This window comes from Variovorax sp. SPNA7 (assembly GCF_033807855.1).
In the GTDB taxonomy this organism is placed as follows: Bacteria; Pseudomonadota; Gammaproteobacteria; order Burkholderiales; family Burkholderiaceae_C; genus Variovorax; species Variovorax beijingensis.
On sequence record NZ_CP138513.1, the window covers coordinates 1,194,774 to 1,220,585 of the forward strand.

Annotated in this window: 23 protein-coding genes; 12 read left to right on the forward strand and 11 right to left on the reverse strand. The window is 66.8% G+C overall.

Annotation, left to right across the window (positions count from 1 at the left end; all coding sequences use genetic code 11):
• Positions 1-88 precede the first annotated feature (88 nt).
• The 4 genes from RZE77_RS05370 to RZE77_RS05385 all read left to right on the forward strand — a co-directional run bounded on the left by RZE77_RS05370 (position 89) and on the right by RZE77_RS05385 (position 5,814).
• Positions 89-2,191, forward strand: coding sequence for a TonB-dependent siderophore receptor (locus tag RZE77_RS05370; protein WP_319441008.1), 2,103 nt, complete (start codon positions 89-91; stop codon positions 2,189-2,191).
• Between the two features lie 30 nt (positions 2,192-2,221).
• On the forward strand, positions 2,222-3,421 hold the full coding sequence (locus tag RZE77_RS05375; RefSeq protein WP_319441009.1) for a PepSY-associated TM helix domain-containing protein: 1,200 nt from the start codon (positions 2,222-2,224) through the stop codon (positions 3,419-3,421).
• Positions 3,418-3,600 (forward strand): hypothetical protein, encoded by a 183-nt coding sequence (locus RZE77_RS05380; protein ID WP_319441010.1) that lies wholly within the window; start codon positions 3,418-3,420, stop codon positions 3,598-3,600. Before RZE77_RS05375 ends, RZE77_RS05380 begins: the two co-directional genes overlap by 4 nt.
• 63 nt (positions 3,601-3,663) lie before the next feature.
• Positions 3,664-5,814 (forward strand): TonB-dependent receptor, encoded by a 2,151-nt coding sequence (locus tag RZE77_RS05385; RefSeq protein ID WP_319441011.1) that lies wholly within the window; start codon positions 3,664-3,666, stop codon positions 5,812-5,814.
• A 3-nt stretch (positions 5,815-5,817) separates the two neighbouring features.
• Here the strand turns inward: RZE77_RS05385 and RZE77_RS05390 are convergent, their stop codons facing one another.
• From RZE77_RS05390 to metK, 6 genes are all read right to left on the reverse strand, one after another.
• Positions 5,818-7,122 (reverse strand): NAD(P)/FAD-dependent oxidoreductase, encoded by a 1,305-nt coding sequence (locus RZE77_RS05390; protein ID WP_319441012.1) that lies wholly within the window; start codon positions 7,120-7,122, stop codon positions 5,818-5,820.
• A gap of 9 nt (positions 7,123-7,131) precedes the next feature.
• Positions 7,132-7,863, reverse strand: coding sequence for an amino acid ABC transporter ATP-binding protein (locus tag RZE77_RS05395; protein WP_319441013.1), 732 nt, complete (start codon positions 7,861-7,863; stop codon positions 7,132-7,134).
• Positions 7,860-8,510, reverse strand: a complete 651-nt coding sequence (locus tag RZE77_RS05400) for an amino acid ABC transporter permease (RefSeq protein WP_319430085.1) — start codon at positions 8,508-8,510, stop codon at positions 7,860-7,862. Before RZE77_RS05400 ends, RZE77_RS05395 begins: the two co-directional genes overlap by 4 nt.
• A 36-nt stretch (positions 8,511-8,546) precedes the next feature.
• Complete coding sequence (locus tag RZE77_RS05405; RefSeq protein ID WP_319441014.1) at positions 8,547-9,308, reverse strand: ABC transporter substrate-binding protein; 762 nt, start codon at positions 9,306-9,308, stop codon at positions 8,547-8,549.
• Between the two features lie 30 nt (positions 9,309-9,338).
• The gene (locus tag RZE77_RS05410; protein WP_319441015.1) at positions 9,339-9,986 is read right to left on the reverse strand and encodes a helix-turn-helix domain-containing protein; all 648 of its coding nucleotides are present in this window, start codon (positions 9,984-9,986) and stop codon (positions 9,339-9,341) included.
• 149 nt (positions 9,987-10,135) lie between these two features.
• Positions 10,136-11,317, reverse strand: a complete 1,182-nt coding sequence (gene metK / locus RZE77_RS05415) for a methionine adenosyltransferase (protein WP_124957455.1) — start codon at positions 11,315-11,317, stop codon at positions 10,136-10,138.
• Between the two features lie 216 nt (positions 11,318-11,533).
• Between metK and RZE77_RS05420 the strand changes: the two genes are divergently transcribed.
• Positions 11,534-12,430, forward strand: a complete 897-nt coding sequence (locus tag RZE77_RS05420; protein ID WP_319441016.1) for a lysophospholipid acyltransferase family protein — start codon at positions 11,534-11,536, stop codon at positions 12,428-12,430.
• Complete coding sequence (locus RZE77_RS05425; RefSeq protein ID WP_319430093.1) at positions 12,427-13,311, forward strand: LpxL/LpxP family acyltransferase; 885 nt, start codon at positions 12,427-12,429, stop codon at positions 13,309-13,311. The genes RZE77_RS05420 and RZE77_RS05425 overlap by 4 nt, the downstream gene beginning before the upstream one ends.
• Positions 13,312-13,331: 20 nt before the next feature.
• Here RZE77_RS05425 and RZE77_RS05430 read toward each other — a convergent pair whose 3' ends face one another.
• A complete protein-coding gene (locus RZE77_RS05430; RefSeq protein ID WP_319441017.1) occupies positions 13,332-14,243 on the reverse strand; it encodes an alpha/beta fold hydrolase in 912 nt (303 codons plus the stop codon).
• 77 nt (positions 14,244-14,320) lie between these two features.
• Positions 14,321-15,064, reverse strand: coding sequence for a ribosome biogenesis GTP-binding protein YihA/YsxC (gene yihA / locus RZE77_RS05435; RefSeq protein ID WP_319441018.1), 744 nt, complete (start codon positions 15,062-15,064; stop codon positions 14,321-14,323).
• A gap of 70 nt (positions 15,065-15,134) precedes the next feature.
• Between yihA and RZE77_RS05440 the strand changes: the two genes are divergently transcribed.
• From RZE77_RS05440 to RZE77_RS05460, 5 genes are all read left to right on the forward strand, one after another.
• On the forward strand, positions 15,135-15,800 hold the full coding sequence (locus RZE77_RS05440; RefSeq protein ID WP_319441019.1) for a c-type cytochrome: 666 nt from the start codon (positions 15,135-15,137) through the stop codon (positions 15,798-15,800).
• Between the two features lie 117 nt (positions 15,801-15,917).
• A complete protein-coding gene (locus RZE77_RS05445) occupies positions 15,918-18,086 on the forward strand; it encodes a cytochrome c biogenesis protein ResB (protein WP_319441020.1) in 2,169 nt (722 codons plus the stop codon).
• Positions 18,083-19,399: a c-type cytochrome biogenesis protein CcsB gene (gene ccsB, locus RZE77_RS05450; RefSeq protein ID WP_319441021.1), complete on the forward strand. Its 1,317-nt coding sequence runs from the start codon at positions 18,083-18,085 to the stop codon at positions 19,397-19,399. Before RZE77_RS05445 ends, ccsB begins: the two co-directional genes overlap by 4 nt.
• 115 nt (positions 19,400-19,514) lie before the next feature.
• Positions 19,515-20,525, forward strand: a complete 1,011-nt coding sequence (gene msrP, locus RZE77_RS05455; RefSeq protein ID WP_319441022.1) for a protein-methionine-sulfoxide reductase catalytic subunit MsrP — start codon at positions 19,515-19,517, stop codon at positions 20,523-20,525.
• A gap of 28 nt (positions 20,526-20,553) precedes the next feature.
• A complete protein-coding gene (locus RZE77_RS05460; RefSeq protein ID WP_319441023.1) occupies positions 20,554-21,228 on the forward strand; it encodes a protein-methionine-sulfoxide reductase heme-binding subunit MsrQ in 675 nt (224 codons plus the stop codon).
• A gap of 30 nt (positions 21,229-21,258) precedes the next feature.
• Here the strand turns inward: RZE77_RS05460 and lysA are convergent, their stop codons facing one another.
• The gene (gene lysA / locus RZE77_RS05465; RefSeq protein ID WP_319441024.1) at positions 21,259-22,542 is read right to left on the reverse strand and encodes a diaminopimelate decarboxylase; all 1,284 of its coding nucleotides are present in this window, start codon (positions 22,540-22,542) and stop codon (positions 21,259-21,261) included.
• Positions 22,539-22,760 carry an LPS translocon maturation chaperone LptM gene (lptM, locus tag RZE77_RS05470; RefSeq protein WP_319441025.1) on the reverse strand — a complete coding sequence of 74 codons (222 nt, stop codon included), beginning with the start codon at positions 22,758-22,760 and terminating at the stop codon, positions 22,539-22,541. The genes lysA and lptM overlap by 4 nt, the downstream gene beginning before the upstream one ends.
• Positions 22,761-22,823: 63 nt before the next feature.
• Between lptM and cyaY the strand changes: the two genes are divergently transcribed.
• Positions 22,824-23,156 carry an iron donor protein CyaY gene (cyaY, locus tag RZE77_RS05475; RefSeq protein WP_012746287.1) on the forward strand — a complete coding sequence of 111 codons (333 nt, stop codon included), beginning with the start codon at positions 22,824-22,826 and terminating at the stop codon, positions 23,154-23,156.
• A 22-nt stretch (positions 23,157-23,178) separates the two neighbouring features.
• Here cyaY and RZE77_RS05480 read toward each other — a convergent pair whose 3' ends face one another.
• Positions 23,179-25,587: a penicillin-binding protein 1A gene (locus RZE77_RS05480; RefSeq protein WP_319430113.1), complete on the reverse strand. Its 2,409-nt coding sequence runs from the start codon at positions 25,585-25,587 to the stop codon at positions 23,179-23,181.
• Positions 25,588-25,812: the final 225 nt, after the last annotated feature.

Here is a 25,812-nt window from a genome sequence, read left to right on the forward strand (position 1 = left end):
TTGCCGACGCGGGGAAATCGGAACAAATGAGACTTTATAACTATTAGAATGCGAATCGTTCTTAATAATCTTACGGAGTGGAGCAGGAATGAAGAGGTTGATGGCGGGGCGCAAAGTCGCATCGGTGCTGGCAGGCTGCATGGCGATTTACGTGCATCACCAGGTTCTGGCCCAGACCGCGGCGCCCGGCGCCTTGCCGGAAGTGAAGGTCGATGCAAGCGCCGAGGCCGAAACCGCGACGTCGCCGGTGATCGGCTACCGCGCCAGGAACGCCGCAACCGCCACCAAGACCGACACGCCGCTGGCCGAAACGCCCCAGTCGGTGACGGTGGTCACGCGCGACCAGATGGTGGACCAGGGCGCGGGCAATCTTCAGGACGCGCTCAACTATGCGGCCGGCGTGCGCTCCGATGCCTATGGCCAGGATTCGCGGACCGACTCCGTGCGCATCCGGGGCGCCACGCCCGACGTCTACCTGGACGGCCTGCGCCAGTCCTATGGCTACTACACCAGCACCACGCGCACCGAGCCCTACACGCTGGAGCGTCTCGAAGTGCTGCGCGGCCCGGCGGGCATGCTGTTCGGCGCGGGCACCGCGGCGGGCGTGGTCAACATGGTCAGCAAGCGTCCGCTGCAGGAAACCCAGCGCGAAGTGGGCGTGCAGTTCGGCAGCTTCGGCCGCAAGCAGATCCAGGCCGACCTGACCGGTCCGCTGAATGCCGATGGCAGCCTGTCGTACCGGCTGATCGCGTTGCAGCGCAAGTCGGACTCGCAGGTCGACCACGTGCCCGACGACCGCAGCGTCATTGCGCCTTCGCTGACCTGGCGGCCCAACGCGGCAACCTCGCTCACCTTGCAGGGGCTGTGGCAAAAGGACAAGAGCGGCAGCAGCTCGCAGTTCCTTCCATGGGAGGGCACCCTGCTGCCGAACCCGAACGGACGCATTCCCGTGAGCCGCTTCATCGGCGAGCCGGGCTTCGACTACTACAACAGCGAACGCAAGACCTTCGGCTGGCAGTTCGAGCACAAGTTCAACGAGAACTGGCGCGTGCGGCAGAACTTCCGCTACGCGAAAAACGAGAACGACAACCGCTACCACTATGGCGCCGCCTTCAGCGGAGCCGAAAGCTGGGATGCCACCGATCCGATCTTCAAGCGTGTGCTCGGCCGCTACTACGACAGCTACCTGACGCGCAACCGCACGCAGACGCTCGACAACCATGTCGAGGGCCATTTCCAGACCGGCGCGGTGAAGCACACGCTGCTGGTCGGCGCGGATTTCTCCAGGCAGCGCGAGAACGTGTGGGGCGCGACGACCTTCGACACCATCGACGTCTACGCGCCCGTGTACGGCCATGTCGACCTGCCCGAGCGCGCGCCGCTGCCGCGCACCCGCCAGCGCCAGACCGGCGTCTATCTGCAGGACCAGATCAAGCTCGACAACTGGATCTTCGTGGCGGGCCTGCGGCATGACAGGGCGGCGTCCAGCGCGGCAGGCAGCGACGAGCAGAAGAGCAGCGCAACCACCAAGCGCTTCGGCCTGATGTACGCCATGCCCTCGGGCTGGTCGCCGTACCTGAGCTACAGCGAATCGTTCACGCCGCAGACGCCGATCCGCGGCCAGATCTTCAAACCCCTGCGCGGCGAGCAATGGGAGGCCGGCGTCAAGTACGAGCCGAAGGAGCGCGCTCTGGCCTTCAGCGCGGCGGTCTACGACTTGCGCGAGAAGAACCAAATCACCTCACCGGAGAATGGTGTGTACACGCAAGTCGGCAACACCAAGACCCGCGGCCTGGAGCTCGAAGCCAAGGGCTCGATCGGCTCGAACCTCGACTTGATCGCACACTACAACTACACCGACGCGGATGAGAAGATTGAAGGCCTTCCCAAGCACCAGGCGAGCATCTGGGCCAAGTACCGCTTTTCGATCGGCGGCGTCAGCGGCTTCTCGGCCGGCGCGGGCGTGCGCGTGATGAGTTCGTTCCGCGACCTGCAATTCGGCGTGGGACCGCGCGTGCCGGGCATTGCGCTGGCCGACCTCGTGTTTGCCTACGACACTGCGCAGTGGCGCTATGCGCTCAACATCAACAACGTGACGGACAAGGCGTATTTCAGCACCTGCCTGTCGCGCGGCGACTGCTGGTACGGCTCGCGCCGCAATGTCGTGGCCAGCGCGACCTATCGCTTCTGATATTTTCCTTTCGACAAGGGCAGCAACGACATGAACAGCCGAAAGATCAAGACCTGGGCCTGGGTGCACAAGTGGAGCAGCCTGGTATGTACCGTGTTCATGCTGCTCCTGTGCATCACGGGCCTGCCGCTGATCTTCCATCACGAGATCGGCCACCTGCTGGGCACCGAGGTCGAGTCGCCCAAGATGCCCGCGAACACGCCGCGCGTGAGCCTGGACCGCGTGCTCGAAACCGCGCGTGCGAAGCACCCTGACCGCGTGGTGCAGTTCGTTTCGCAGCCGGAGGACGACGACGGCCTCTGGTTCGTCACGCTCACGCCCACGCCTGCCCCCACGGACGACTTCAAGTCGGTGGCGGTGGACGCGCGCACCGGCGCCGTGCTTGCGCAGCCCAAGCTCGACGAAGGCTTCATGTACGTGATGTTCAAGCTGCACGTCGATCTGTTCGCCGGACTCGCGGGCAAGCTGTTCCTGGGCTTCATGGGCTTGCTGCTGCTGGTGGCCATCGTCTCCGGCGTGGTGCTCTACGCGCCGTTCATGCGCAAGCTCGACTTCGGCACCGTGCGGCGCGAGAAGCGCCCGCGCCTGAAGTGGCTCGACCTGCACAACCTGCTGGGCATCGTCACGCTGGTGTGGCTGTTCGTGGTGGGCTCCACCGGCATGATCAACACCTGGGCCGACCTGGTCATCAAGTACTGGCAGTACGACCAGCTCAGCGCGCTTCTTGCGCCCTACAAGAACGAGCCGACGGTGCCCGTGGCCCAGCGCGCATCGGTGCAGCGCTCGATGGAGGTCGCGCTCCAGCAGACGCCCGACATGAAGCTGTCCTTCGTCGCGTTCCCGGGCACGGCGTTCTCCAGCCCGCACCACACCACCTTCTTCATGCGCGGCAACGAGCCCTTCACCTCGAAGCTGCTGCAGCCGGTGCTGGTCGACGCCAAGACGGCCCAGGTGACCGCCGCGCCGAAGATGCCCTGGTACCTGACGGCGCTGCTGGTGTCGCAGCCGCTGCACTTCGGCGACTACGGCGGCATGCCGATGCAGATCATCTGGGCGCTGCTCGACATCGCGACCATCATCGTGCTGGGCAGCGGGCTCTACCTGTGGCTCAAGCGCGGCAACACCGTGCCTGCCCCGGCCGCACCGGTGCCGGCAGGCTCCGGGCACAGGCCGCAGCAGCATGGCGGGCAGCAGCCTGATCCGGCGCCTGCCATGAAGGTGCAGGCATGAAGCAGCGCCACAGCTTCTGGCACATGTGGGGCTGGCCGATCGTGCTCGGCGTGCTGACCACCGTCGGGTTGATCTCGGCGCTGTTCAGCGACGGCGGCCTGGGAGACATGCTGGCCTGGTTCGCGCTGGGCATTCCCGTTGCCGTGTGCGGTTGGTACGGCTGGCGCAGAAGAAGCTGAATCCGGTCCGATCGGGTTCCTGCTAGTACGGGCAGGGGCGCGCGCCGAAGCAGAATCGGCGCAATGAAGCCTGCACTTTCCGCCACCGCCACTGCCGCTGTCCGCCTGCTCCTGCTGGGAGTTCCGCTCGCCGCCCAGGCGCAGCAGCAGCTGGAAATGCAGCCGCAGGCCGACCGCGGCAGCCTGCCCGCAGTCACCGTCTCCACGCCGCGCGGCGAGGTCGCTTCGTTCAACGTGCCGGGCTCGGTCGATCGCGTCGATGGTGCCGAGATGCGCGACAGCCGGCTGCAGGTCAATCTTTCCGAAAGCCTGGGCGGCGTTCCGGGCCTGCAGGTGCAGAACCGCATGAATTACGCGCAAGACCTGCAGCTGTCGATCCGCGGCTTCGGCGCGCGTTCCACCTTCGGCGTGCGCGGCGTGCGGCTGTATGTCGACGGCATTCCTGCCACGCTGCCCGACGGCCAGGGCCAGACCTCCAACATCGACATCGGCTCGCTCGACCGCATCGAGATATTGCGCGGGCCGTTCTCGGCGCTCTACGGCAACTCCTCGGGCGGCGTGCTGCAGGCCTTCACCGCATCGGGCGAAGGGGCGCCGCGGCTTTCGTACTCGGCGGCCGGTGGGAGCTTCGGCACCTGGCGCCAGTCGCTCCAGGCGAGCGGGTCGCAGGGCGCGGTCGACTACCTGCTGAACGCGAGCCGCTTCCAGACCGACGGCTGGCGCGAGCACAGTGCGGCGCGGCGCGACATCGCCAACGGCAAGCTCGGAATCGCGCTGGACAACGGCGACAAGCTCACGCTGGTGCTCAACAGCGTGCGCATCAGCGCCCAGGATCCGCTGGGGCTCACGGCCGGGCAGTACGCGCTGGCGCCGCGCAGCGCACCACTCGCCACGCAGTTCGACACCCGCAAGACCGTGGAGCAGACGCAGGCCGGCCTGCTGTATGAACGGCGCATCGATGCCGCGCAGTCGCTGCGGCTCATGGTCTACGGCGGCGAGCGCAAGACCGTGCAGTACCAGTCGATCCCGCCGTCGGCGCAGCAGAATCCGCTGCATGCGGGCGGCGTGATCGATCTCACGCGCCAGTACGGCGGGGTCGACCTGCGCTGGACCGCCGCACTGCAACTGGCCGACCGGCCGCTCGAACTGGTGGCGGGCCTGGGCTACGACAGCCTGCGCGAACAGCGCCGCGGCTACGAGAACTACCTCGGCCGCGTGGCCGCGCCCGTGCTGGGCGTGCAAGGCCGCCTGCGGCGCAGCGAGCGCAACGAGGTCTGGAATCTCGACCCCTATGCGCAGGCCACCTGGCGCCTCGCGGAGCAATGGACGCTCGAGGCCGGCGTGCGCCGCAGCAGCGTGCACTTCGATTCGCAGGACCGCTACATCGTGGGCCCCAATCGCGACGACAGCGGCAGCACGCGCTACAGCAAGACGCTGCCCGTGGCCTCGCTGCGCTACCAGGCCACGCCCGATCTCGCGCTGTATGGCTCGATCGGCCGGGGCTTCGAGACGCCGACGCTCAACGAGTTGTCGTACCGCGCGGGTGGTGCCAGCGGGCTCAACTTCGCGCTGCGGCCCTCGGTCAACGACAGCGTCGAACTGGGTGCGAAGGCGCGGCTGGGCGCAGGCCTGCTGACGGCGGCAGTGTTCCAGACCCGCACGCGCGACGAGATCGTGACCGACACCAACACCGGCGGCCGCGCCACTTTCCAGAACGCGGGGCGAACCCGGCGCAACGGCTTCGAGCTGGCCTGGCAGCACGAGACAGCCAACCACTGGCGCACCCAGCTGGCCTACACCTGGCTCGACGCGCGCTACCGCGATGCCTTCTGCTCGCCCTCGCCCTGCGCGGCATCCAACACGGTGGCGGCAGGCAACCGCATTCCGGGCATCGCGCGGCAGTCGCTCTTCGCTTCGCTGGGCTGGGTGCCGCCCGAAGGCTGGCGGGCCGGCGTCGAAATGCGTGCGCTCGGACGCATGCAGGCCAACGATCTCAACACCGCCAGCGCGCCGGGCTATGCCGTCGCGGCGCTGTACGCCGGCTACCTGAAGAAATGGGAGCGCTGGGAGTTCAACGCCTTCGCGCGCGTCGACAACCTGTTCGACCGCCGCTACGTGGGCTCGCTGATCGTCAACGAGGGCAATGCGCGCTACTACGAGCCCGCGCCGGGCCGCAACTGGACGGTGGGGCTGAGCGGCGCCTACCGCTTCTGAGGCTCAGACGCCGCCGTCCGTCATGCGGTACCAGCCGATCACGGCCGACACATAGAGCCGGCGCAGGCCATAGAGCGGGAACGGCCGCATGTCCGATGGCTGCACCGGCAGCGCCTTCCTGTCGCCCGTGGCGACGTATTGCGCCAGCGCCTGGCCCATGCGCGTCTGCAGGCCGACGCCGCGGCCTTGGCAGCCGATGTCGATCAGCAGGCCCGGTGCGGGCTCGTGCAGGTGCGGCAGGTAGTCGCGCGTGATCGCGACATGGCCGCACCAGCGGTAGGCAATGGGCACGCCCGCCGCCTGCGGGAACAGCTTGGCAACCACGTGCTCCAGGTGCGACCAGTCGCCAGGCTGGCCGGCGTCGGGCTCGCGGAAGGTGCCGCGTCCGCCCATCAGCAAGCGGCCGGCGTGGTCCAGGCGATAGTACAGCAGCAGGTTGCGCGCATCGGAAGAGACGTGGCCTTCGGGCAGCACGGTCTTGCGTATTGCCTCGGGCAGCGGCTCGGTCGCGACCTGGAACGAGTTCGCGTTGATGATGGTCTTGCGCAGGCCGGGCCACAGGCCGTCGGTGTAGCCGTTGGTGCACATCACCACGCGCTCGGCCGTCACGCGTGGGCCGCGCGCGGTGGCGGCCTGCCATTTGCCATGGGCCTGGGTGAGCTGCGTCACGGGCGTGCCGGTGTGGATGACCACGCCGGCCGACTGGGCCGCGCGCGCCAGCTCGCGCGCGTAGCTCAGCGGCTGCACGCCGCCGCCACGCGGATCGAGCCAGCCGCCGAAGTACTTGTCGGTGCCCAGCAGGCGCGCGATCTCGCTGCGTTCGAGCTGGCGCGCGGCCACGCCCTGCGCCTGCCAGTCGCGCGTGCGGCGCTCGGCCAGCTGCAAGGCGGCCGGCGTGTGCGCGCCCTGGATCCAGCCCTGGCGCGTGCGGGGCACGTCCATGCCGCGCTTGTCGATCAGGTCGAACACCGCGTCGGCCGTGCCCTTGGCAAAGTCGACCAGGCGCTGGCCTTCTTCGGGGCCGAACATGCGCAGCAGTTCGCCCGGGTCGTGCTTGAGGCCCGGGATGACCTGGCCGCCGTTGCGGCCCGAGCCGCCGAAGCCGATCTCCTTTGCTTCGAGCACCACCACGCGCACGCCGCGCTCGGCCAGGTGCAGCGCCGTGCTGAGGCCGCAGTAGCCGGCGCCGACAACGATCACGTCGGCCTGCGTGTCGGTGTCCAGCGGCGCGGTTGCCGGCGCGGGCACCGCGGTGGCGGCCCAGAGCGACGGGGCGAGCGGAAAGAAATCCTGCGGCGCGTTCGGCATGAAAGCCCTTCAGAGCGGATGGAGCACGCGGCGCAGGAAGTCCTGCGTGCGCGGGTTCTGCGGGTTGTTGAGCAAGCCGGCGGCGGGGCCCTGTTCGACGATCACGCCGCCGTCGATGAAGATCACGCGGTCGGCCACTTCGCGCGCGAACTGCATCTCGTGCGTGACCACCACCATCGTCATGCCGGTGCCGGCGAGCTTGCGCATCACCTGCAGCACGTCGCCGACGAGTTCGGGGTCGAGGGCCGAGGTGGGCTCGTCGAACAGGATGGCCTTGGGCCGCATGGCCAGCGCGCGCGCAATGGCCACGCGCTGCTGCTGCCCGCCCGAGAGTTCGGGCGGATGCGCCTCGGCCTTGTCGGCCAGGCCGACGCTCGCGAGCAGTTCCTTCGCATGCACGATGGCGGCGGTGCGGTCTTCGCCCTTCACGTAGACGGGCCCCTCGATCACGTTCTCGAGCACCGTGCGGTGCGGGAACAGGTTGAAGCGCTGGAACACCATGGCCACTTCGGCGCGGATCGCCTTGATCGATGCATGGCGGTTGTCCACGCGCCGGCCGTCGATGTCGACGCTGCCGCCCGAATAGCTCTCGAGCCCGTTGATGCAGCGCAGGATGGTCGACTTGCCCGAACCCGAAGGCCCGACGATGCAGACGACTTCGCCCTGCGAGATCGAGGCGTCGATGCCCTTGAGCACATGGTGGCTGCCGAAGGACTTCTGCAGCCCGCGGATCTCGATCATTTCCTGCTCCGCTTCTCGAAGTGGCGCACCAGCAGGATGAGCGGCACGCACATGATGAGGTAGAGCAGCGCCACCAGCGAGAACACGGTGGCGTTCTGGAAGGTCGAGGTGGCGATCAGCTTGCCCTGCAGCGCGAGCTCGGCCACGGTGATGGTCGAGGCCTGCGACGAGTCCTTGAGCATCATGATCATGATGTTGCCGTAGGAGGGCAGCGTGATGCGAAAGGCCTGCGGCAGCACCACGCGCCGCATCGTGAGCCGCCAGCTCATGCCCATGGCCTGCGCCGCCTCCACCTGGCCGTGGTCCACGGCCTCGATGCCGGCGCGGAAGTTCTCCGACTGGTAGGCCGAGTAGGCGATGCCCAGGCCCAGGATGCCCGCCTGCAGCGCGCTCAGCGAAACGCCGAAGTCGGGCATCACGAAGTAGATGAAGAACAGCAGCACGATGATCGGGATGCCGCGCAGCAGGTTGATCACGCCCGCGCTGATCTTGGCGAGCAGCGGAATGCCCGAAACCCGCATCGCGGCCCAGACCAGGCCGAGCAGCGTGGAGATCACCAGCGAGCCCAGCGTCACCAGCACCGTGAGCTTGGCGCCCTGGAGCAGGATCGGCAGGAACTCCCAGACGTTGTGCAGGAAGGTGCTCATGAGCGGGGTCTGTCAGGGGCAGGCAGAAAGTGCCGCTCAGCTGTTGAGGCCCCACTTCTTGAGGATCGCGTCGATGCTGCCGTCGGCCTTGAGCTTGGTGAGCGCCGCATTCACCTTGCCCATGGTTTCGGTGTCGCCCTTGCGCGTGGCGATACCGATGCTGTTGACCATCGTCGGCTGGTAGGTCGTCACCAGGCGCAGGTTCGGGAACACGTTCTTGGAGATCGCGTAGGCGGCGATGGGGTAGTCGAGCACGCCCGCGTCGATGCGCCCGGCATTGGCGTCGCGCATCAGGTCGGCGGTGGTGTCGTAGAGCTTGACCTCGCTGAAGATGCCGAGTTTCTGCAGCGGCTCGACGAAGGCGGTGCCCACCTGCACGCCCATGCGCTTGCCCTTGAACTCGGCGAAGCTGCGGTAGGCGGTGGTGTCTTTCACGGGCACCACGATGCCTTCGCCGTAGCTGTAGATCGGCTGCGAGAAGTCCACCACCTCCTGGCGCACCGGCGTGATGAACATCGCGGCCGAGATCAGGTCGATGCGCTTGGAAGTGAGCGAGCCGATCAGCGCCGAGAACTGCATCGGCTCGATCTGCACCTCGAAGCCCGAGGTCTTGCCGACGGCCTTGACGATGTCCGCCATGATGCCGTCGATGGTGTTGGTCTTGGTGTCGAGAAAGGTGAAAGGGTTGCCGGTGGGCGTGGACCCGACCTTGAGCACGGTCTGGGCCGAGGCCTGGCCGCCGAAGGCCAGGGTGAACGTGGCCAGCACGAAGGCTGCGAGGGAAGAAGCGATTTTCATGGTGGGTTCCTCTTCAAAAAAGATCGGGGCCTATGCGGGTGAACAGGTGATCGCCCAAAGGACGGTGGTGGGTGTGGTGCCGGGATTGCGCCAGCGGCGCGGCATGCCCCCGTCGTAGCAAAAGCTGTCGCCGGCCTTCAGCTTGAGCAGGCGCTCGCGCACGAAGAGTTCGAGCTGTCCCTCGATGACGTAGCCCACCTGTTCGCCCTTGCGCGTGAAGAACAGGTCGTCGCCCGTGGAGCCGCCCGGATCGATCACCGCGCGGTACATCTCGACGCCACCCGCGGCGGCGGGCGGCGTGAGGTTTTCCTTGTGGATGCCCTTGTCGCCGAGGTCGATGCGCTTGTGCGTGCCGGCGCGCGCCACCGCGCCTTCGGCCTCGCCTTCGCTGTACTGCGTGTTGCGCACCAGGGTCTCGATGGGCAACTGCAGTTCCTGCGCCAGCGCGCCGAGCGTGCGCATGGAGATCGAGCGGTGCCCGCGTTCGAGCTGGCTCAGCAGGCTGACCGAAATGCCGCAGGCCTGCGCCACCTGCTGCAGCGAGCGGCCGAGGGCCTGGCGCCTTCTGCGCAGTTGTTCCCCGAGCCAGAGGTCGATGACCGAATGGATGCGCTGTGCCCGGCCGGCATCGGTTGCCGGTACAGGGGCGGGAGGCGGACGAACCGGCAATTGCGACACCAGAGCCTTTGTAAAATTTTCACAAGACGCTCAAGTTTTACACACAATGCCGCGCACCGCCAGCAAATTCGGCCGGGGTATTCCAGAAGCGCAAATGCCGGCGCGAGGCCGGCATTTGCGTGGAAGAAGGGCCGGAAAGCCCCGGGGACTTACAGGCCGGCCGCAGCGCGCAGCGCAGCCGCCTGCGTGGTCGCTTCCCAAGTGAATTCGGGCTCTTCGCGGCCGAAGTGGCCGTAGGCGGCGGTCTTCTGGTAGATCGGGCGCAGCAGGTCGAGCATCTGGATGATGCCCTTGGGGCGCAGGTCGAAGAACTCGCGCACGAGCTCGGCGATCTTGGCGTCGGGGATCACGCCGGTGCCTTCGGTGTAGACCGTGATGTTCATCGGCTGGGCCACGCCGATGGCGTAGGCCACCTGGATCTGGCACTGGCGCGCGAGGCCGGCGGCGACGATGTTCTTGGCCACGTAGCGTGCGGCGTAGGCGGCCGAGCGGTCGACCTTGGACGGGTCCTTGCCCGAGAACGCGCCGCCGCCGTGCGGGCATGCGCCGCCGTAGGTGTCGACGATGATCTTGCGGCCCGTGAGGCCGCAGTCGCCCTGCGGACCGCCGATGACGAAGCGCCCGGTCGGGTTGATCAGGTAGCGCGTGTCCTTGAGCCATTCCTTCGGCAGCACGGGCTTGATGATCTCCTCGATGATGGCTTCGTTGAACGAGGCCTTCATCTTGGTGGGCGTTTCGCTCTGGTCGGGGCTGTGCTGCGTGGAGAGCACCACGGTGTCGATGCTGTGGGGCTTGCCGTCCACGTAGCGCATGGTCACCTGGCTCTTGGCGTCGGGCCTCAGGAAGGGCAGGCGGCCGTCCTTGCGCAGCTGGGCCTGGCGCTCGACGAGGCGGTGCGCGTAGTAGATGGGCGCGGGCATCAGCTCGGGCGTCTCGTCGCAGGCATAGCCGAACATCAGGCCCTGGTCGCCGGCGCCGGTGTTCAGGTGGTCGTCGCTCGCGTGGTCCACGCCCTGGGCGATGTCGTTGGACTGCTTGTCGTAGCAGACCATCACGGCGCAGCCCTTGTAGTCGATGCCGTAGTCGGTGTTGTCGTAGCCGATGCGCTTGATGGTGTCGCGCGCCACCTGGATGTAGTCGACGTGCGCGTTGGTCGTGATTTCGCCGGCGAGCACCACGAGGCCGGTGTTGGTCAGCGTCTCGGCGGCCACGCGGCTGCGCGGGTCCTGCTCGAAGATCGCGTCCAGGATGGCGTCCGAGATCTGGTCGGCGACCTTGTCGGGGTGGCCTTCGGAAACCGATTCGGACGTGAAGAGGAAGTCGTTCGCCATTTTGTTCAAAGCTCCTTGAAGTGATTTGGCGCGTTGCCAACTCTGCGGAGCCCTGGCGAACGCTTTAGCAGATGCCGATGAATCGGCGGGGCACAATCGCTTTTGCGCTTGTGTTTGTCGCCCTGCAAGTTGTTCCGTAACTCGGCGACAATTTACATTCTATTCGAGCCGCGCCAAATCGTGCGCGCGCGTCCTGGTTTTCACTCCCTGTTGCCGATGGTCACCCTGTTCCGCCTGCTTGCCCGCGTACCGATGCCCGTGATGCATCGGCTCGGCGCGCTGCTGGGCTGGATCGTCTGGTATTGCGCGCCGGACTACCGCCGCCGCTTCAAGGCCAATGCCGAGAGTGCCGGATTCACCCCCGAACAGTACCGCCCCGCCATCGCGGCCGCCGGCCAGATGGCTGCCGAGCTGCCGTGGCTCTGGCTGCGTCCGCAGGGCGAGAGCGTGCTGCGGCGCGTGGTGCGCTGGGAGGGCGTGGAGGCCTTCGAGGCGGCCATGCGCGAGAAGAAGGGCGTGATCCTCGTGGCCCCCCACCTGGGCAGCTGGGAAATGTGCGGCCAGGCGATCGGCGAGCGCTTTCTCGAGACCTTCGGGCCGATCACCGCGCTGTTCCGCCCCGCGCGCAAGAAATGGATGGCCGATCTGATCGCCGCGGGCTCGCGCGACCGGCCCGGCCTGCAGACGCTGCCCACCAACAACACCGGCGTGCGCGGCCTCATCCGCACGCTGCGCAGCGGCGGCTACACGGGCATCCTGCCCGACCAGGTGCCGCCGCTGGGGCAGGGCGTGTGGGCGCCCTTTCTCGGCCGGCCGGCCTACACCATGACGCTGCTGCCGCGGCTCGCGCAGCAGACCGGCGCCGCCTGCTTCCTGAGCGTGTGCGAAAGGCTGCCGCGCAGCGCGGGCTATGTGATCCGCTTCGAGCCGATCGTGGGCACGCCGCTGACCGATCCGGCCGCGCCCATCGAGGCCGCGGCTGCCGCCATGAACGACGCTATCGGGCGCCTGATCCACAGCCTGCCGGGGCAGTACGTGTGGGACTACGCGCGCTACAAGGAGCCGCGCGGCGAAACCGCGGTGGCGGCCCGGCCCGGGGAGCAGGCACGATGAGTCTCGGTTCCCGGCTCGGCATCGCCTTCATGCGCGTGATTGCGCCGCTGCCTCTGCCGCTGGTGCGCGGTTTCGGCGCGTTGCTCGGCCGCGTGCTGCACACCATCGCCTTGCCGCGGCGGCGCGTGGTCGACACCAACCTGGCGGTGTGCTTCCCCGAAAAATCCGAAGCCGAACGCCGCCGCATCGCGCGCGAGACCTTCGTGTACGTGGCGCAGTCGTGGCTCGATCGCAGCTGGCTCTGGCATGCGCCTGAAAAGGTGGTGGCCAGCCGGCTCAAGGTGGTCGGCGCGGCGCGGGAGATCCGCGAGATTGCCGATGGCGACGAGCCGATGATCCTGTTCGCGCCGCACTTCTACGGCCTCGACGCGGCAGCCACTGCGCTGACCATGCACACGGCCCGGCCCTCGGCCACCATCTACACGACCCAGCGCGATCCGATGGTCGACGAATGGATCCGCGAAGGCCGCACGCGTTTCGGCAACGTGGCGGCGCTGAACCGTGTCGACGGCATCAAGCCGGTGCTCGGAGGCCTGCGCAAGGGCGGCCTCCTGTACCTGCTGCCCGACATGGACTTCGGCCGCGACCAGACGATCTTCGTGCCGTTCTACGGCGTGCAGGCGGCCACGGTGCCCTCGCTCTCGCGCTTTGCGCGGCTGGGCAAGGCGAAGGTGGTGCCGGTGGTCGCGAAGCTCACGCCTGAAGGCTACGAGATCGAAGTGCGGCCGGCCTGGCAGAACTTTCCGACCGACGATGTCGAAGCCGACACGGCGCTCATGAACCAGCGGCTGCAGGGCTACATCGACACGATGCCTTCGCAGTACTACTGGGTGCACCGCCGCTTCAAGACGCGGCCCGAAGGCGCGCCGCCGATCTATTGATGGCGGCCGCTGCGGCGGCTTCAGCTCCGCTGCAGGAAGGCCTCGATCTCGCGCGCGACCAGCTGCGGCTGCTCGTGCACGATCCAGTGGGTGGCGCCGGGCACCTTCTTGACCTCGAGCGTCGGCACGTAGTCCTCCAGGCCCTCGAGCAGGCCCGGCAGCAGCGCGGCGTCGTCGAGCGCCCAGAAGACGAAGGTCGGCACGTCGATGGTGAGCCGCTCGCGCGGCAGCACCGGAATGCCGTCGATGCTCTGGCCCGGCAGCGGCGGCTTCATCGGCGTGACGCGATAGAGATTGCAGGCGCCCGTGAGGCCCGCGTTCCACACCTCGCGGTACTGCTGCTTCACGTCTTCGGTCAGCCAGCCGAAGCCGTCGGGCCCGGCCTTCATCAGGGTGAAGAAGGGCCACATGCGCTTGAAATCGTCAGCCGAGAGCAGGGCTTCGGCATCGGGCCGCGCGAGAAAGTTCATGTAGGCGCTGGCCTGCTGCTGCGCCGGGTTGTGGCGCAGCTCGCGCGTGAAGGTGCCGGGGTGCGGCGAATTGATGATGACCAGCCGGCCGACCTGCTGCGGAAAAGCATTGGCATAGCCCCAGCCGAAAGCGCCACCCCAGTCGTGCGCGACCAACGCGGCGATGGTGCCGTCGGCGCTCTCGGTGGCGGCCAGTTGCTGGATGTCCTGGATCAGCAGGTGGGCCTTGTATGCGGCCACCTCGGTGGGTGCGCTCGACTTCTCGAAGCCGCGCAGATTGGGCGCAATGCAGCGGTAGCCGCCGTGTTCAGGCTGGGCGAAATGCTCGAGCAGCTCGTCCCAGATGAACGCGGCCTCGGGAAAACCATGAAGGAACACCATCAGCGGTCGCCCGGGCGTGCCGGTTGCGCGGCAGCTCAGCGTGATTCCGTTGGGCAGGCTGCGCTGGAACGTCTCGATCATGCCTTGTCTCCTTCAACTTTCGTTGCTATTGTTTTGATAGTGCATCACGCAGAGGGGACGGCAGCGAACCGGTTCCCCTAGGCGTCTTCCGGCTCCGTGGGCGGCTCGGCTTCTGCCTCTGCCTGCCCGGGCGGATGCGCCCAGCGCCACAGCAGCTCGGCGGCTTCGCCCACGCCCTGTTTCTTGAGGGCGGAGAACAGTTTGACCTCGCCGCCACCGGCCTGCAGTCGCGTAATGGACAGCACCTTGGCGCCCTCGCTGCGCGTGAGCTTGTCGGCCTTGGTCAGGAGCACGAGGAACTTGAGCCCCTGCTCCACGCGCGGGCGGATCACGTCGAGCAGGATCTCGTCGAGCTCGGTCAGGCCGTGGCGCGGGTCGCACATCAGCACCACGCCGCGCAGGTTCTCGCGCGTCATCAGGTAGTTGCCCATGACACGCTGCCAGCGCAGCTTGGCTTCCTTGGGAACCGCCGCATAGCCGTAGCCCGGCAGGTCGGCCAGCACGGCGTCGTCGGCCTTCTGCTTGCCGACGCCGAACAGGTTGATGTGCTGCGTGCGGCCTGGCGTCTTGGAAGCGAAGGCCAGGCGCGTCTGCTGCGTGAGCGTGTTGATCGCGGTCGATTTGCCCGCGTTCGAGCGGCCGACGAAGGCGATCTCGGGCAGGTCGAGCGGGGGCAGATGCTCCAGCTGCGGGGCGCTGGTGAGGAAGTGCGCCGTGTGCAGCCAGCCGAGCGCGATGCGCTCGCGCTCGGCGACAAGAGGGTCGACGGCAGGGGTCGCGCGGGAAGGGGGAGCAGCGTGCTTGCGCGACGGGGTGATCATCAATGAGCTTTCGGAACGGGCTGCCATTGTAGAATCGCGCGGTTTTGCGCCAATAAATCGAGCCCCCGATATGAAGTTGTTTGCCAATTTTCTGCTTGCAGCCCTCATGGGCGTCGCAGCCAGCGCGAGCCTTGCGGCTGACGATCCTGCCGCCGCACCGGCTGCAGCCGCCGCGGCCAAGCCGGCCAAGCCCGATCCCGCCAAGGGCGACGCGGTGTTCAATTCCGCCGCCCAGGCCTGTGCTTCCTGCCACAACGCAGACGGCAATTCGGCCATTGCGGCCAACCCCAAGCTGGCGCAGCAGCACCCCGAGTACATCCTCAAGCAATTGCAGGACTTCAAGTCCGGCAAGCGCAAGAGCCCCATCATGCAGCCCCTGGCCGCCAAGCTGTCCGAAGAGGACATGCGCAACATCGCCTGGTTCGTGGGCTCGAAGAAGGTCAAGACCGGCTTCTCCAAGGAGAAGGACCTGGTCGCGCTGGGCGAGAAGATCTACCGCGGCGGCATTGCCGATCGCCAGATCGCGGCCTGCGCCGGCTGCCACAGCCCCAACGGCGCCGGCATGCCCGCGCAATACCCGCGCCTGGGCGGCCAGCATGCCGACTACACGGTGGCACAGCTTGTTGCGTTCCGGGACAACGTGCGCCAGAACAGCGCTCCGATGACCGGCGTGGCCGCAAAGCTCAACGACCGCGAAATCAAGGCTGTTGCAGATTACATCGCCGGCCTGCGCTGACACCACGCGCTTCAGCGTGAACTAACCGCCGATAAAAAACCCAAACAGAGGGCGGGCCGATCCAGCTGGATGGCCCGCCCTTTGCTTTTTCCCCTGTTCCTTTTCCCCCACTGACCGATGTCTGTCTCCACCCACGGCCTTCGCGTTCATCGCGGCCCGCAAGTGCTCCGCGCTGCGGTGGAACTGTTTTCGTCGATGCGCTTCGCGATTGCGCTGCTCACTGTCATCTGCATCGCATCGATCATCGGCACGGTGCTCAAGCAGCACGAGTCGATCAACAACTACATCAACCAGTTCGGGCCGTTCTGGGCCGAACTGTTCCGCGCGGCCAAGCTCGATTCGATCTACAGCGCCTGGTGGTTCCTGCTGATCCTGCTGTTCCTGGTGATCAGCACGACGCTCTGCATTGCGCGCAACACGCCGCGCATCTTCATCGACCTGAAGACCTTCAAGGAAGGCATCCGAGCGCAGAGCCTCAAGGCCTTCGGCCAGCGCGCCGAGACCCGGCTGGACGAGGCGCCCGCCGCGGCCGCCAACCGCATCGGCCAGCTGCTGGTGAGCGGCGGATGGAAGGTCAAGCTGCAGCAGCGCGAAGCCGCGGGCGGCCATGCCGAAGCCGGCTGGATGGTGGCCGCGCGCGCGGGCGGCGCCCACAAGCTGGGCTACATCGCCGCCCACAGTGCGATCGTGCTGGTGTGCATCGGCGGCCTGCTCGACGGCGACCTGGTGGTGCGGGCCCAGACCTGGTTCAACGGCAAGAGCGTGTTCACCGGCGGCGGCATGATTGCCGACGTGCCGCCGCAGCACCGGCTGTCGCCGCGCAACCCGACCTTCCGCGGCAACATCCTGGTGCCCGAGGGCGCGCAGGGCAGCGTGGCCATCCTGCAGCAGTCCGACGGCGTGCTGCTGCAGGAGCTGCCGTTCTCGATCGAGCTCAAGAAATTCATCGTCGACTACTACTCGACCGGCATGCCCAAGCTGTTCGCGAGCGAGGTGGTGCTGCACGACCGCGAGACCGGCGAGCAGGTGCCCGCGCGCATCGAGGTGAATCATCCCGCCAGCTTCAAGGGCGTGGAAATCTACCAGTCGAGCTTCGACGACGGCGGCTCCAAGGTGAAGCTCAAGGCGGTGCCGATGGCGGCTGCGGCCAAGCCCTTCGAGGTCGAAGGCGTCATCGGCGGGCCCAGCACTGAAATCACCAACGGCAAGGAGAAGCTCACGCTCGAATACGCCGCGCTGCGCGTGATCAACGTCGAGAACTTTGCCGACGGCGGTGCCATGGGCAGCGGCGCCGACGTGCGCAAGGTCGACCTGCGCCACGACATCGAATCGCGCCTGGGCGCCGCCAACAAGACCAGCAAGCCGAAGGTGCTGCGCAACATCGGCCCGAGCATCGGCTACAAGCTGCGCGATGCCGCGGGGCAGGCGCGCGAATACCAGAACTACATGGTGCCGGTCGATACCGGCGACGGCCAGCCGGTGTTCCTGCTCGGCATGCGCGAGAAGCCCGAGGAGCCGTTCCGCTACCTGCGCGTGCCGGCCGACGAGCAAGGCACCATGGACAGCTTCGTGCGCATGCGCACCGCGCTGGCCGATGCCGACACGCGCAACCGCGCGGTCGAGCGCTACATCGCCAAGGCGGTCGATCCGAAGCGGCCCGAGATGGCCGAGCAGCTCCGCGTTTCGGCGGCGCGCGCGCTCGCCCTCTTTGCCGGCAGCGAGCGCGCCAAGGCCGATGCCACCACCCTGGGTGGCTGGCAGGCGATTGCGGAATTCATGGAAGCCAACGTGCCCGAGGCCGAGCGCGAACGTGCCGGTGCGGTGCTGGTGCGCATCCTCAACGACGTGCTGTTCGAGGCGCTCAACCTGAGCCGCGAGGGCGCGGGGCTCGCAGCCCTGCCGAGCGACGAGAAGTCGCAGGCCTTCCTGACCCAGGCGGTGCTGGCCATCAGCGACGCGTACTTCTATCCGGCGCCGGTCGCCATGATGATGACCGACTTCACCCAGGTGCAGGCCAGCGTGTTCCAGGTGGCGCGCGCGCCCGGCAAGAACGTGGTCTATCTGGGCTGCCTGTTGCTGATCGTCGGGATTTTTGCCATGCTGTATGTGCGCGAGCGCCGGCTCTGGGTGTGGCTCACCCCCGATGGCGCGGGCTCCGGAGACAACGCCACGGCCGCCACGATGGCCTTCTCGGTCAACCGCAAGACCATCGACAGCGATCGCGAGTTCGAGCACCTCAAGCACAAGCTGCTTGCCTTGAAGAAAGAAGGACCGGCGTCACCATGAACACCACCACCCTCACGCTGCACGAAAGCTGGTTTTCGCGGCGCAACCTTTTCGACTGGGTGTTTGCGGCGCTGGTGCTGGCAGGCGGCGTTTTTGCATTTGCCCGGTACGCGGGCTCGATGGATTCGTACGAGAAGCCGATCCTTGGCGCCGCCATGGTCTCGATCATCGCCATCGCCTGGTTCTGGCGTCCGCTGCGGGTGCTGGCCATCGTGGTGGCCGCGGCCTCGCTGCTGGCCATCGTTTCCTACCAGGGCGACCTGGCGCGCGCGGACACGGTGTTCTGGCTCAAGTACTTCCTGTCGAGCCAGTCGGCCATTCTCTGGATGAGCGTGCTGTTCTTCATGAGCACGCTGTTCTACTGGCTCGGTTTCTTCGGCGGCAAGCAGGGCGACACCTTCGACCTGATCGGCTCCCGGCTGGCCTGGGCCGCCATTGCCATGGCGCTCATCGGCACCATGGTGCGCTGGTACGAGAGCCATCTGCTGGGGCCGGACATCGGCCACATTCCCGTCAGCAACCTGTACGAAGTGTTCGTGCTGTTCTGCTGGCTCACGACGGCCTTCTATCTCTACTTCGAATCGCGCTACGGCACGCGCACGCTCGGCGCCTTCGTGATGCTGGTGGTGAGCGCGGCGGTCGGCTTTTTGCTCTGGTACACGCTGGTGCGCAATGCGCACGAGATCCAGCCTCTGGTGCCGGCGCTGCAGAGCTGGTGGATGAAGCTGCACGTGCCGGCCAACTTCATCGGCTACGGCACCTTCGCGCTCGCGGCCATGGTGGCCTTCGCCTATCTCATCAAGGAGCAGGCGCAGGAAACGCGCTGGTACAAGCTCACGCCGATCTGGCTTCTGGGCGTGGCGCTGTGCTTCGTGCCGGTGGCCTTCCGCCAGCGCGTGCAGGAGGCCGGCGGCAGCTATTGGGTGATCTATGCGGGCATCTCCGCACTCATTGCCGCGGGCATTTTGCTCGGCCGCAAGCGCATTGCCGCGCGGCTGCCCGCCAACGAGGTGCTCGACGACGTGATGTACAAGTCGATCACGGTCGGCTTCGCCTTCTTCACCATTGCCACCGTGCTCGGCGCGCTGTGGGCGGCCGACGCCTGGGGCGGCTACTGGAGCTGGGACCCGAAGGAAACCTGGGCCCTGATCGTCTGGCTCAACTACGCGGCCTGGCTGCACATGCGGCTGGTCAAGGGCCTGCGCGGCACCGTGGCGGCCTGGTGGGCGCTGGCCGGCCTCGCGGTAACCACCTTCGCGTTCCTGGGCGTGAACATGTTCCTGAGCGGACTGCACAGCTACGGCACGCTGTAGGCAGGGTTGCGGCTTTTCGCGAAGAATTGAGACCACGCGCAGCGATTGCGCGTAACCGGATCAGGGGATTGCACGAACTACCCTGAGCACAACGATTCACGCGAAAGGCCATCACATGTCGTTCCATTTCCGCCCGCAGGGTCGCAGCAGCGGTTTCATCCATCCGCTCTCGAGCGAGATCACGCCGCGCGCCGTCTACGAAGGCCGGCGGGATCTGCTCAAGCTGATGGCCGGCGGCGCAGCCGGTGCCGCGCTGGCGGGCTTTGCGGGGCGAGAAGCCTTCGCCCAGGCCACGGGCCCGCACAAGCTGGCGTTGCTTCCGGGCGCGAAGTCCGCCGTGCCGGGAGCGCAAACGATGGAAAAGCTCACCGACTACAAGGACGCGACGAGCTACAACAACTTCTACGAGTTCGGCACCGACAAGGGCGACCCGGTCAAGAATGCCGGCACCCTGAAGACCCGCCCATGGACCGTGGAGGTCGAGGGCCTGATCAAGAAGCCCGGCAAGTACGGCATCGAAGACCTGCTCAAGCTCAGCGCGCAGGAAGAGCGCATCTACCGCCTGCGCTGCGTCGAGGGCTGGTCGATGGTCATTCCCTGGGTGGGCTACTCGCTGGCCGAGCTCATCAAGAAGGTCGAGCCGCAGGGCAATGCGAAGTACGTGGAGTTCGTGACCCTGGCCGATCCCAAGACCATGCCTTTCGTGGGCTCGCGCGTGCTCGACTGGCCCTACACCGAAGGCCTGCGCATGGACGAGGCCATGCACCCGCTCACGCTGCTGGCCTTTGGCATGTACGGCGAAGTGCTGCCCAACCAGAACGGCGCGCCGGTGCGCATCGTGGTGCCGTGGAAGTACGGCTTCAAGTCGGCCAAGTCGATCGTCAAGATCCGCTTCGTCGAGAAGGAGCCGGGCACGGCCTGGAACAAGGCGGCGGCACAGGAATACGGCTTCTATTCGAACGTCAATCCGAATGTCGACCATCCGCGCTGGAGCCAGGCCACCGAGCGCCGCATCGGCGATGGCAGCGGGCTCTTCGCCAAGCGCCACAAGACGCTGATGTTCAACGGCTATGAAGCCCAGGTCGGCCAGCTCTATGCGGGCATGGACCTGAAGAAGAACTACTGAGCCGCCACCGCCACGCGGCCCTTGCCCCATGAACAAGCTGCTCATGCATCCGGCGGCCAAGCCGGTCATCTTCCTGCTGTGCCTGCTGCCGTTCGCGCGGCTGGCCTATGGCGCGTTCGCCGGCGGGCTGGGCGCGAATCCGGCCGAGTTCCTGATCCGCGCCACCGGCGACTGGACCCTGCGCTTCATCTGCATCGTGCTGGCGGTGACGCCGCTGCGCGTGATGGCCAAGGCCAATGCGCTTGCGCGCTTTCGCCGCATGCTCGGGCTGTTTGCGTATTTCTACGTGGTGCTGCACCTGCTGTGCTACAGCTGGTTCGACATGGGCTTCGAGTGGGCCGACATCGCCAAGGACATTGCCAAGCGGCCGTTCATCCTGGTGGGGTTCTCGGCCTTCGTGCTGCTGACGCCGCTGGCGGCCACCTCGTTCAACCGCGCCATCAAGGCCATGGGTGCCAGGCGCTGGCAGATGCTGCACAGGCTGGTCTACCTGATTGCCGGCCTGGGCCTGCTGCACTTCTTCTGGATGCGCGCGGGCAAGAACGACTTTGCCGAGGTGTTCGTCTATGCCGCGGTCATCGCGGTGCTGCTCGGATGGCGCGTGTGGAACTATGCGAGCAAGCGCAGGCCGAAGCCGTCGGCCGGCGTGCGTGGCGGCCGCGGCAACAGCAGCGAGAAGTCGCTGCGCAGCAGCACCGGCTGACCGGCGCGAATCGCGCCGATCGCGCGCGGATCAGCCCTCGATCTGCTCGCTGCGCAGCTGGTCTTCCATCGTCTCGCGGCGGCGGATCAGCGTGGCGCTCTGGCCGCTCACCAGCACTTCGGCGGCGCGGCCGCGCGTGTTGTAGTTGCTGGCCATGCTCATGCAGTACGCACCGGCCGACAGCACCGCCAGCAGGTCGCCGGCCACCACGTTGAGCGCACGGTCGCGGCCGATCCAGTCGCCGCTTTCGCAGACCGGGCCGACCACGTCGTAGGTGGGCGCGTCGCCGGCGCGGATGCGCAGCGGCACGATCTTCTGGAACGCCTGGTACATCGCGGGCCGCGGCAGGTCGTTCATGGCTGCGTCGACGATGCAGAAGTTCTTGTCTTCGCCCGGCTTGGTGTAGAGCACCTCGGTCACGCACACGCCCGCATTGCCGACCAGCGAACGGCCGGGCTCGATGACGAGCTTGCGCTGTCCGAAGCCGCGCACATCGAGCCGTGCGAGCAGCTGCTGCCAGAGCGCATCGGCCTTGGGCGGCACTTCGCCGTTGTAGTCGATGCCCAGGCCGCCGCCGAAGTCGAGGTGGTGAATGGGCACGCCGGCCGCCTCGATGGCCTCGACCAGGTCGAGCACCCGGTCGCAGGCGTCCAGGTAGGGCGAGGCCTCGGTGATCTGCGAGCCGATGTGGCAGTCGATGCCCACCACCTCGAGCCCCGGCAGCCTGGCGGCGTGGCGATAGGCCTCGACCGCGCGGTCATGGGCAATGCCGAACTTGTTGCCCTTGAGGCCGGTGGAAATATAGGGATGCGTCTTCGGATCGACGTTCGGGTTGATGCGGATGCTGATGGGCGCGCGGCGCCCTTCGGCCAGCGCCACTTCGTTGAGCACGTCGAGCTCGGCTTCGCTCTCGACGTTGAAGCAGGCGATGCCGGCCGCCAGCGCCTGCCGCATTTCGGCGCGCGTCTTGCCCACGCCCGAGAAGATGATCTTGGCCGGGTCGGCGCCCACCGCCAGCACGCGCGCCAGCTCTCCGCCCGAGACGATGTCGAAGCCGCAGCCGGCCTCGGCGAACACGCGCAGCACGCCGAGCGACGAATTCGCCTTCATCGCATAGCAGATCAGGGCGCTGCGGCCCTCGAAGCCGCGCTGGTAGGCGGCCAGCGCGTCGAGCATCCACTGCTTCGAATAGACGAACAGCGGCGTGCCGTGCTCGCGGGCCAGCGCTTCCAGGCCGAGGCCTTCGACGTGGAGCGCGCCGTCGCGATGCGCGATGTGCGGATGGCCGGGAAGGGGGGTGGAGGCGTTCGTCACTTTTGCGTTCCGCTGCTGGGGGTGGCCGGAGCCGGGGCGCTGCTGGCCGCAGCGGGCTTGGGCGCCGCCTCGGCTTCGGAAGCGGCGCGCGGGCCACCGGGGGTCAGCAGCTGAGGCAGGGTGGCGCGCTGGGCCGCTGCCGGATCGGTCGGCAGGAACAGCGGTCCGCGCTGTCCGCAAGCAGACAAAGCGGCCGCCGCCGCGGCAAGACTGACCATGAGCACAGCGCGGGCGGGGGCGCTCACTAGAATTTGACGAACATTCAACATAACGAAATTGTAATGACCGACTCCGAATACATGGACCGCGCCGAAGCCGCACTCGCCGCCATCGAGCAGGGCTGCGACCGCATCAACGACGCGACCGACGCCGACATCGACAACCAGCGCGTGGGCGGCATGATCACGATTTCATTCAAGAACGGCAGCCAGCTGATCGTGAACCTGCAGAAGCCCCTGCAGGAAATCTGGCTTGCCGCACGCTCCGGCGGCTATCACTACCGCTACGACGGCAAGGCCTGGGTCGACACCAAGACGGGCGAGGAATTCTTCGGCAATCTTTCCCGTGAGGCGAGCCTTCAGGCCGGGCAGCCGCTGGAGTTTGCGGCCGCCTGAACCGTCGCCAGGGCCTTCTTCTTCAGTTCCTGAAAAGGTCGAGGATGCGGTTGCGCTCTTCGGGCGGCGGGGGCGGGCTCACCGGAACGCCGCTCAGGGACTCCGCCGGCGGCGATGAAGGTGTCTCCACGCCAAGGCTGGACACGCCGCGGCCCGGCGCGTAGTCGTCGTAGTACCACTCGCCGCCCACACTCACGACGCCGGACGGCGGCGTGGCGGAAAGATCGGTCACGGGCACGCCCTTGATCGCCGTTTCCATGTAGTTGATCCAGATCGGCAGGCTCAGGCCGCCGCCGGTTTCGCGGTCGCCCAGGTTGCGGGGCGTGTCGTAGCCGATCCAGGAGATGGCCGTCATCGTGGGCTGGAAGCCGGCGAACCAGGCATCGAGCGAGTCGTTGGTGGTGCCGGTCTTGCCGTAGAGGTCGGGCCGCTTGAGCATGGCCTGGGCCTTGGCCGCGGTGCCGGCGCGCGCCACCGATTGCAGCAGCGTGTCCATGATGAACGCGTTGCGCTGGGGAATGGCGCGGATCGTTTCGTTGAGCAGCGGCGGCTGCTTGTCGACCAGCACCCTGTCCTTGTGGTCGGTGATGCGGGTCACCAGGTAGGGGTTGACGCGGTAGCCGCCATTGGCGAACACCGAATAGGCGGTGGCCATCTGCATCGGCGTGACCGCGCCGGCGCCCAGCGCCATCGGCAGGTAGGCCGGGTGCTTGTCCTTGTCGAAGCCGAAATTGGTGATCCATTCCTGGGCGTAGCGGGTGCCGATCGATTGCAGGATGCGGATCGAGACCAGGTTCTTCGACTTCATGAGCGCGGTGCGCATCGACATCGGGCCGTCGTAGCCCCCGCCGTAGTTCTTGGGCTCCCAGGGCTGGCCGCCGGTGGTGCCGGCATCGAAGAACAGGGGCCCGTCGTTGATGACCGTGGCCGGCGTGAAGCCCTTCTCGAGCGCGGCCGAGTAGATGAAGGGCTTGAAGCTCGAGCCCGGCTGGCGCCAGGCCTGCGTCACGTGGTTGAACTTGTTCTTGCCGAAGTCGAATCCGCCCACCAGCGCCTTGATGGCGCCGTCGCGCGGATCCATGGCGACGAAGGCGCCTTCCACTTCGGGCAGCTGGGTGATTTCCCAGGTGTTCTTGGGCGTCTTCACCACGCGGATCACCGCGCCGCGCCGAATCTTGATGTTGGGCGGTGCCTTGTCGGCCAGGCCGGACTGCGCGGGCTTGAGGCCGTCGCCCGTGATCTGCACCGGGTCGCCGTTGCCGCGCACGGCCGAGATTTCCTTGGCGTTGGCCTTGAGCACCACCGCCGCCATCACGTCGCCGTTGTCGGGATGGTCGGTCAGGGCGTCGTCCACTGCATCGTCGAGTTCCTTCGGATCGTTGGGCAGCTCGACGAACTTCTCGGGGCCGCGGTAGATCTGGCGCCGCTCGTAATCCATGATGCCCTTGCGCAGGGCCTTGTATGCCGCAGCCTGGTCGGCGGCAACCAGCGAGGTGTACACCTTGAGTCCGCGCGTGTAGGTGCTGTCGCCATATTGCGCATACATCAGCTGGCGCACGGTTTCTGCCACGTATTCGGCGTGCAGCCGGTTCGGGTCGGCCGCATCGCGCAGATGCAATTCCTCTTTCTTGGCTTCGGCGGCCTGCTCGGCGGTGATGAAGCCTGCGTCCTGCATGCGGTCGATCACATAGAACTGGCGGCCGCGCGCGCGCTGCGGGTTGTTGACGGGGTTGTTTGCGCCCGGCGCCTTCGGCAGGCCTGCCAGCATGGCCGCCTGCGCAATGGAGAGCTCCTGCAGCGGCTTGCCGAAATACGCTTCCGATGCGGCCGCGAAGCCGTAGGCGCGGTTGCCGAGATAGATCTGGTTCAGGTAGATCTCGAAGATCTGGTCCTTGGTGAGCAGGTGCTCCAGCTTGAAGGTGAGCAGCACCTCGTAGATCTTGCGGGTCAGCGTTTTCTCGGAGCTCAGGTACACGTTGCGTGCCACCTGCATCGTGATGGTCGACGCGCCCTGGCTCTTCACGCGGTTCATGTTGGCCAGGCCGGCGCGCACCATGCCCTTGTAGTCGACGCCGCCGTGGTCATAGAAGCGCGTGTCTTCGGCAGCCAACACTGCCTCCTTCACGAGCTTGGGGATTGCCGCGATCGGGGTTAGATTGCGTCGCTCTTCGCCGAACTCGCCAATCAGGATGCCTTCCGCGGAGAAGACCCGCAGCGGCAGTTTCGGCCGGTAGTCCGACAGCTCGGAGATGTCGGGAAGGTTGGGGTAGGCCACAGCCAGGGCGACTGCGATCACGCACAGCAACGCCAGAACACCGGCTGCGGCGATGCCGAACCCCCAGACCATGAAGCGCAGCAGCCATTTCAGCCAGGCTGGTCGTGTGGAAGGAGGGGTCTTGGCTGGCCCTTTGGGGCGTGAAGTTTCTTGCATGTGGGCCCGGGGAGTCACCGCACATTATAAAAAGCCGCCCCCTTGCCACGGGCCGAACTTGGGTGCATCGTTGCGGGCTAAACCAAAAGTTACCAAATGTGGCTTCGGCGTCAGCTTTTGACAACGGTCCGCTATTTTGCCGGCGTGGGTTGTTTGGTCGCTGCTACGTCTGCTGCTAGCATGCAACCGAACGCAAATTTTTCCATTGGTTACAAATGCAGGGGT

Bases quoted from the DNA above. Each gene is read 5' to 3' on its own strand.
- RZE77_RS05370 (WP_319441008.1), top strand. From the start codon at position 89: ATGAAGAGGTTGATGGCGGGGCGCAAAGTCGCATCGGTGCTGGCAGGC.
- RZE77_RS05460 (WP_319441023.1), top strand. From the start codon at position 20,554: ATGAACAAGCTGCTCATGCATCCGGCGGCCAAGCCGGTCATCTTCCTG.
- yihA (WP_319441018.1), bottom strand. From the start codon at position 15,064: ATGATCACCCCGTCGCGCAAGCACGCTGCTCCCCCTTCCCGCGCGACC.
- RZE77_RS05420 (WP_319441016.1), top strand. From the start codon at position 11,534: ATGGTCACCCTGTTCCGCCTGCTTGCCCGCGTACCGATGCCCGTGATG.
- RZE77_RS05405 (WP_319441014.1), bottom strand. From the start codon at position 9,308: ATGAAAATCGCTTCTTCCCTCGCAGCCTTCGTGCTGGCCACGTTCACC.
- msrP (WP_319441022.1), top strand. From the start codon at position 19,515: ATGTCGTTCCATTTCCGCCCGCAGGGTCGCAGCAGCGGTTTCATCCAT.
- RZE77_RS05385 (WP_319441011.1), top strand. From the start codon at position 3,664: ATGAAGCCTGCACTTTCCGCCACCGCCACTGCCGCTGTCCGCCTGCTC.
- RZE77_RS05380 (WP_319441010.1), top strand. From the start codon at position 3,418: ATGAAGCAGCGCCACAGCTTCTGGCACATGTGGGGCTGGCCGATCGTG.
- ccsB (WP_319441021.1), top strand. From the start codon at position 18,083: ATGAACACCACCACCCTCACGCTGCACGAAAGCTGGTTTTCGCGGCGC.
- metK (WP_124957455.1), bottom strand. From the start codon at position 11,317: ATGGCGAACGACTTCCTCTTCACGTCCGAATCGGTTTCCGAAGGCCAC.
- RZE77_RS05425 (WP_319430093.1), top strand. From the start codon at position 12,427: ATGAGTCTCGGTTCCCGGCTCGGCATCGCCTTCATGCGCGTGATTGCG.
- lptM (WP_319441025.1), bottom strand. From the start codon at position 22,760: ATGGTCAGTCTTGCCGCGGCGGCGGCCGCTTTGTCTGCTTGCGGACAG.
- RZE77_RS05400 (WP_319430085.1), bottom strand. From the start codon at position 8,510: ATGAGCACCTTCCTGCACAACGTCTGGGAGTTCCTGCCGATCCTGCTC.
- RZE77_RS05375 (WP_319441009.1), top strand. From the start codon at position 2,222: ATGAACAGCCGAAAGATCAAGACCTGGGCCTGGGTGCACAAGTGGAGC.
- cyaY (WP_012746287.1), top strand. From the start codon at position 22,824: ATGACCGACTCCGAATACATGGACCGCGCCGAAGCCGCACTCGCCGCC.
- RZE77_RS05445 (WP_319441020.1), top strand. From the start codon at position 15,918: ATGTCTGTCTCCACCCACGGCCTTCGCGTTCATCGCGGCCCGCAAGTG.
- RZE77_RS05430 (WP_319441017.1), bottom strand. From the start codon at position 14,243: ATGATCGAGACGTTCCAGCGCAGCCTGCCCAACGGAATCACGCTGAGC.
- RZE77_RS05390 (WP_319441012.1), bottom strand. From the start codon at position 7,122: ATGCCGAACGCGCCGCAGGATTTCTTTCCGCTCGCCCCGTCGCTCTGG.
- RZE77_RS05480 (WP_319430113.1), bottom strand. From the start codon at position 25,587: ATGCAAGAAACTTCACGCCCCAAAGGGCCAGCCAAGACCCCTCCTTCC.
- RZE77_RS05395 (WP_319441013.1), bottom strand. From the start codon at position 7,863: ATGATCGAGATCCGCGGGCTGCAGAAGTCCTTCGGCAGCCACCATGTG.
- RZE77_RS05440 (WP_319441019.1), top strand. From the start codon at position 15,135: ATGAAGTTGTTTGCCAATTTTCTGCTTGCAGCCCTCATGGGCGTCGCA.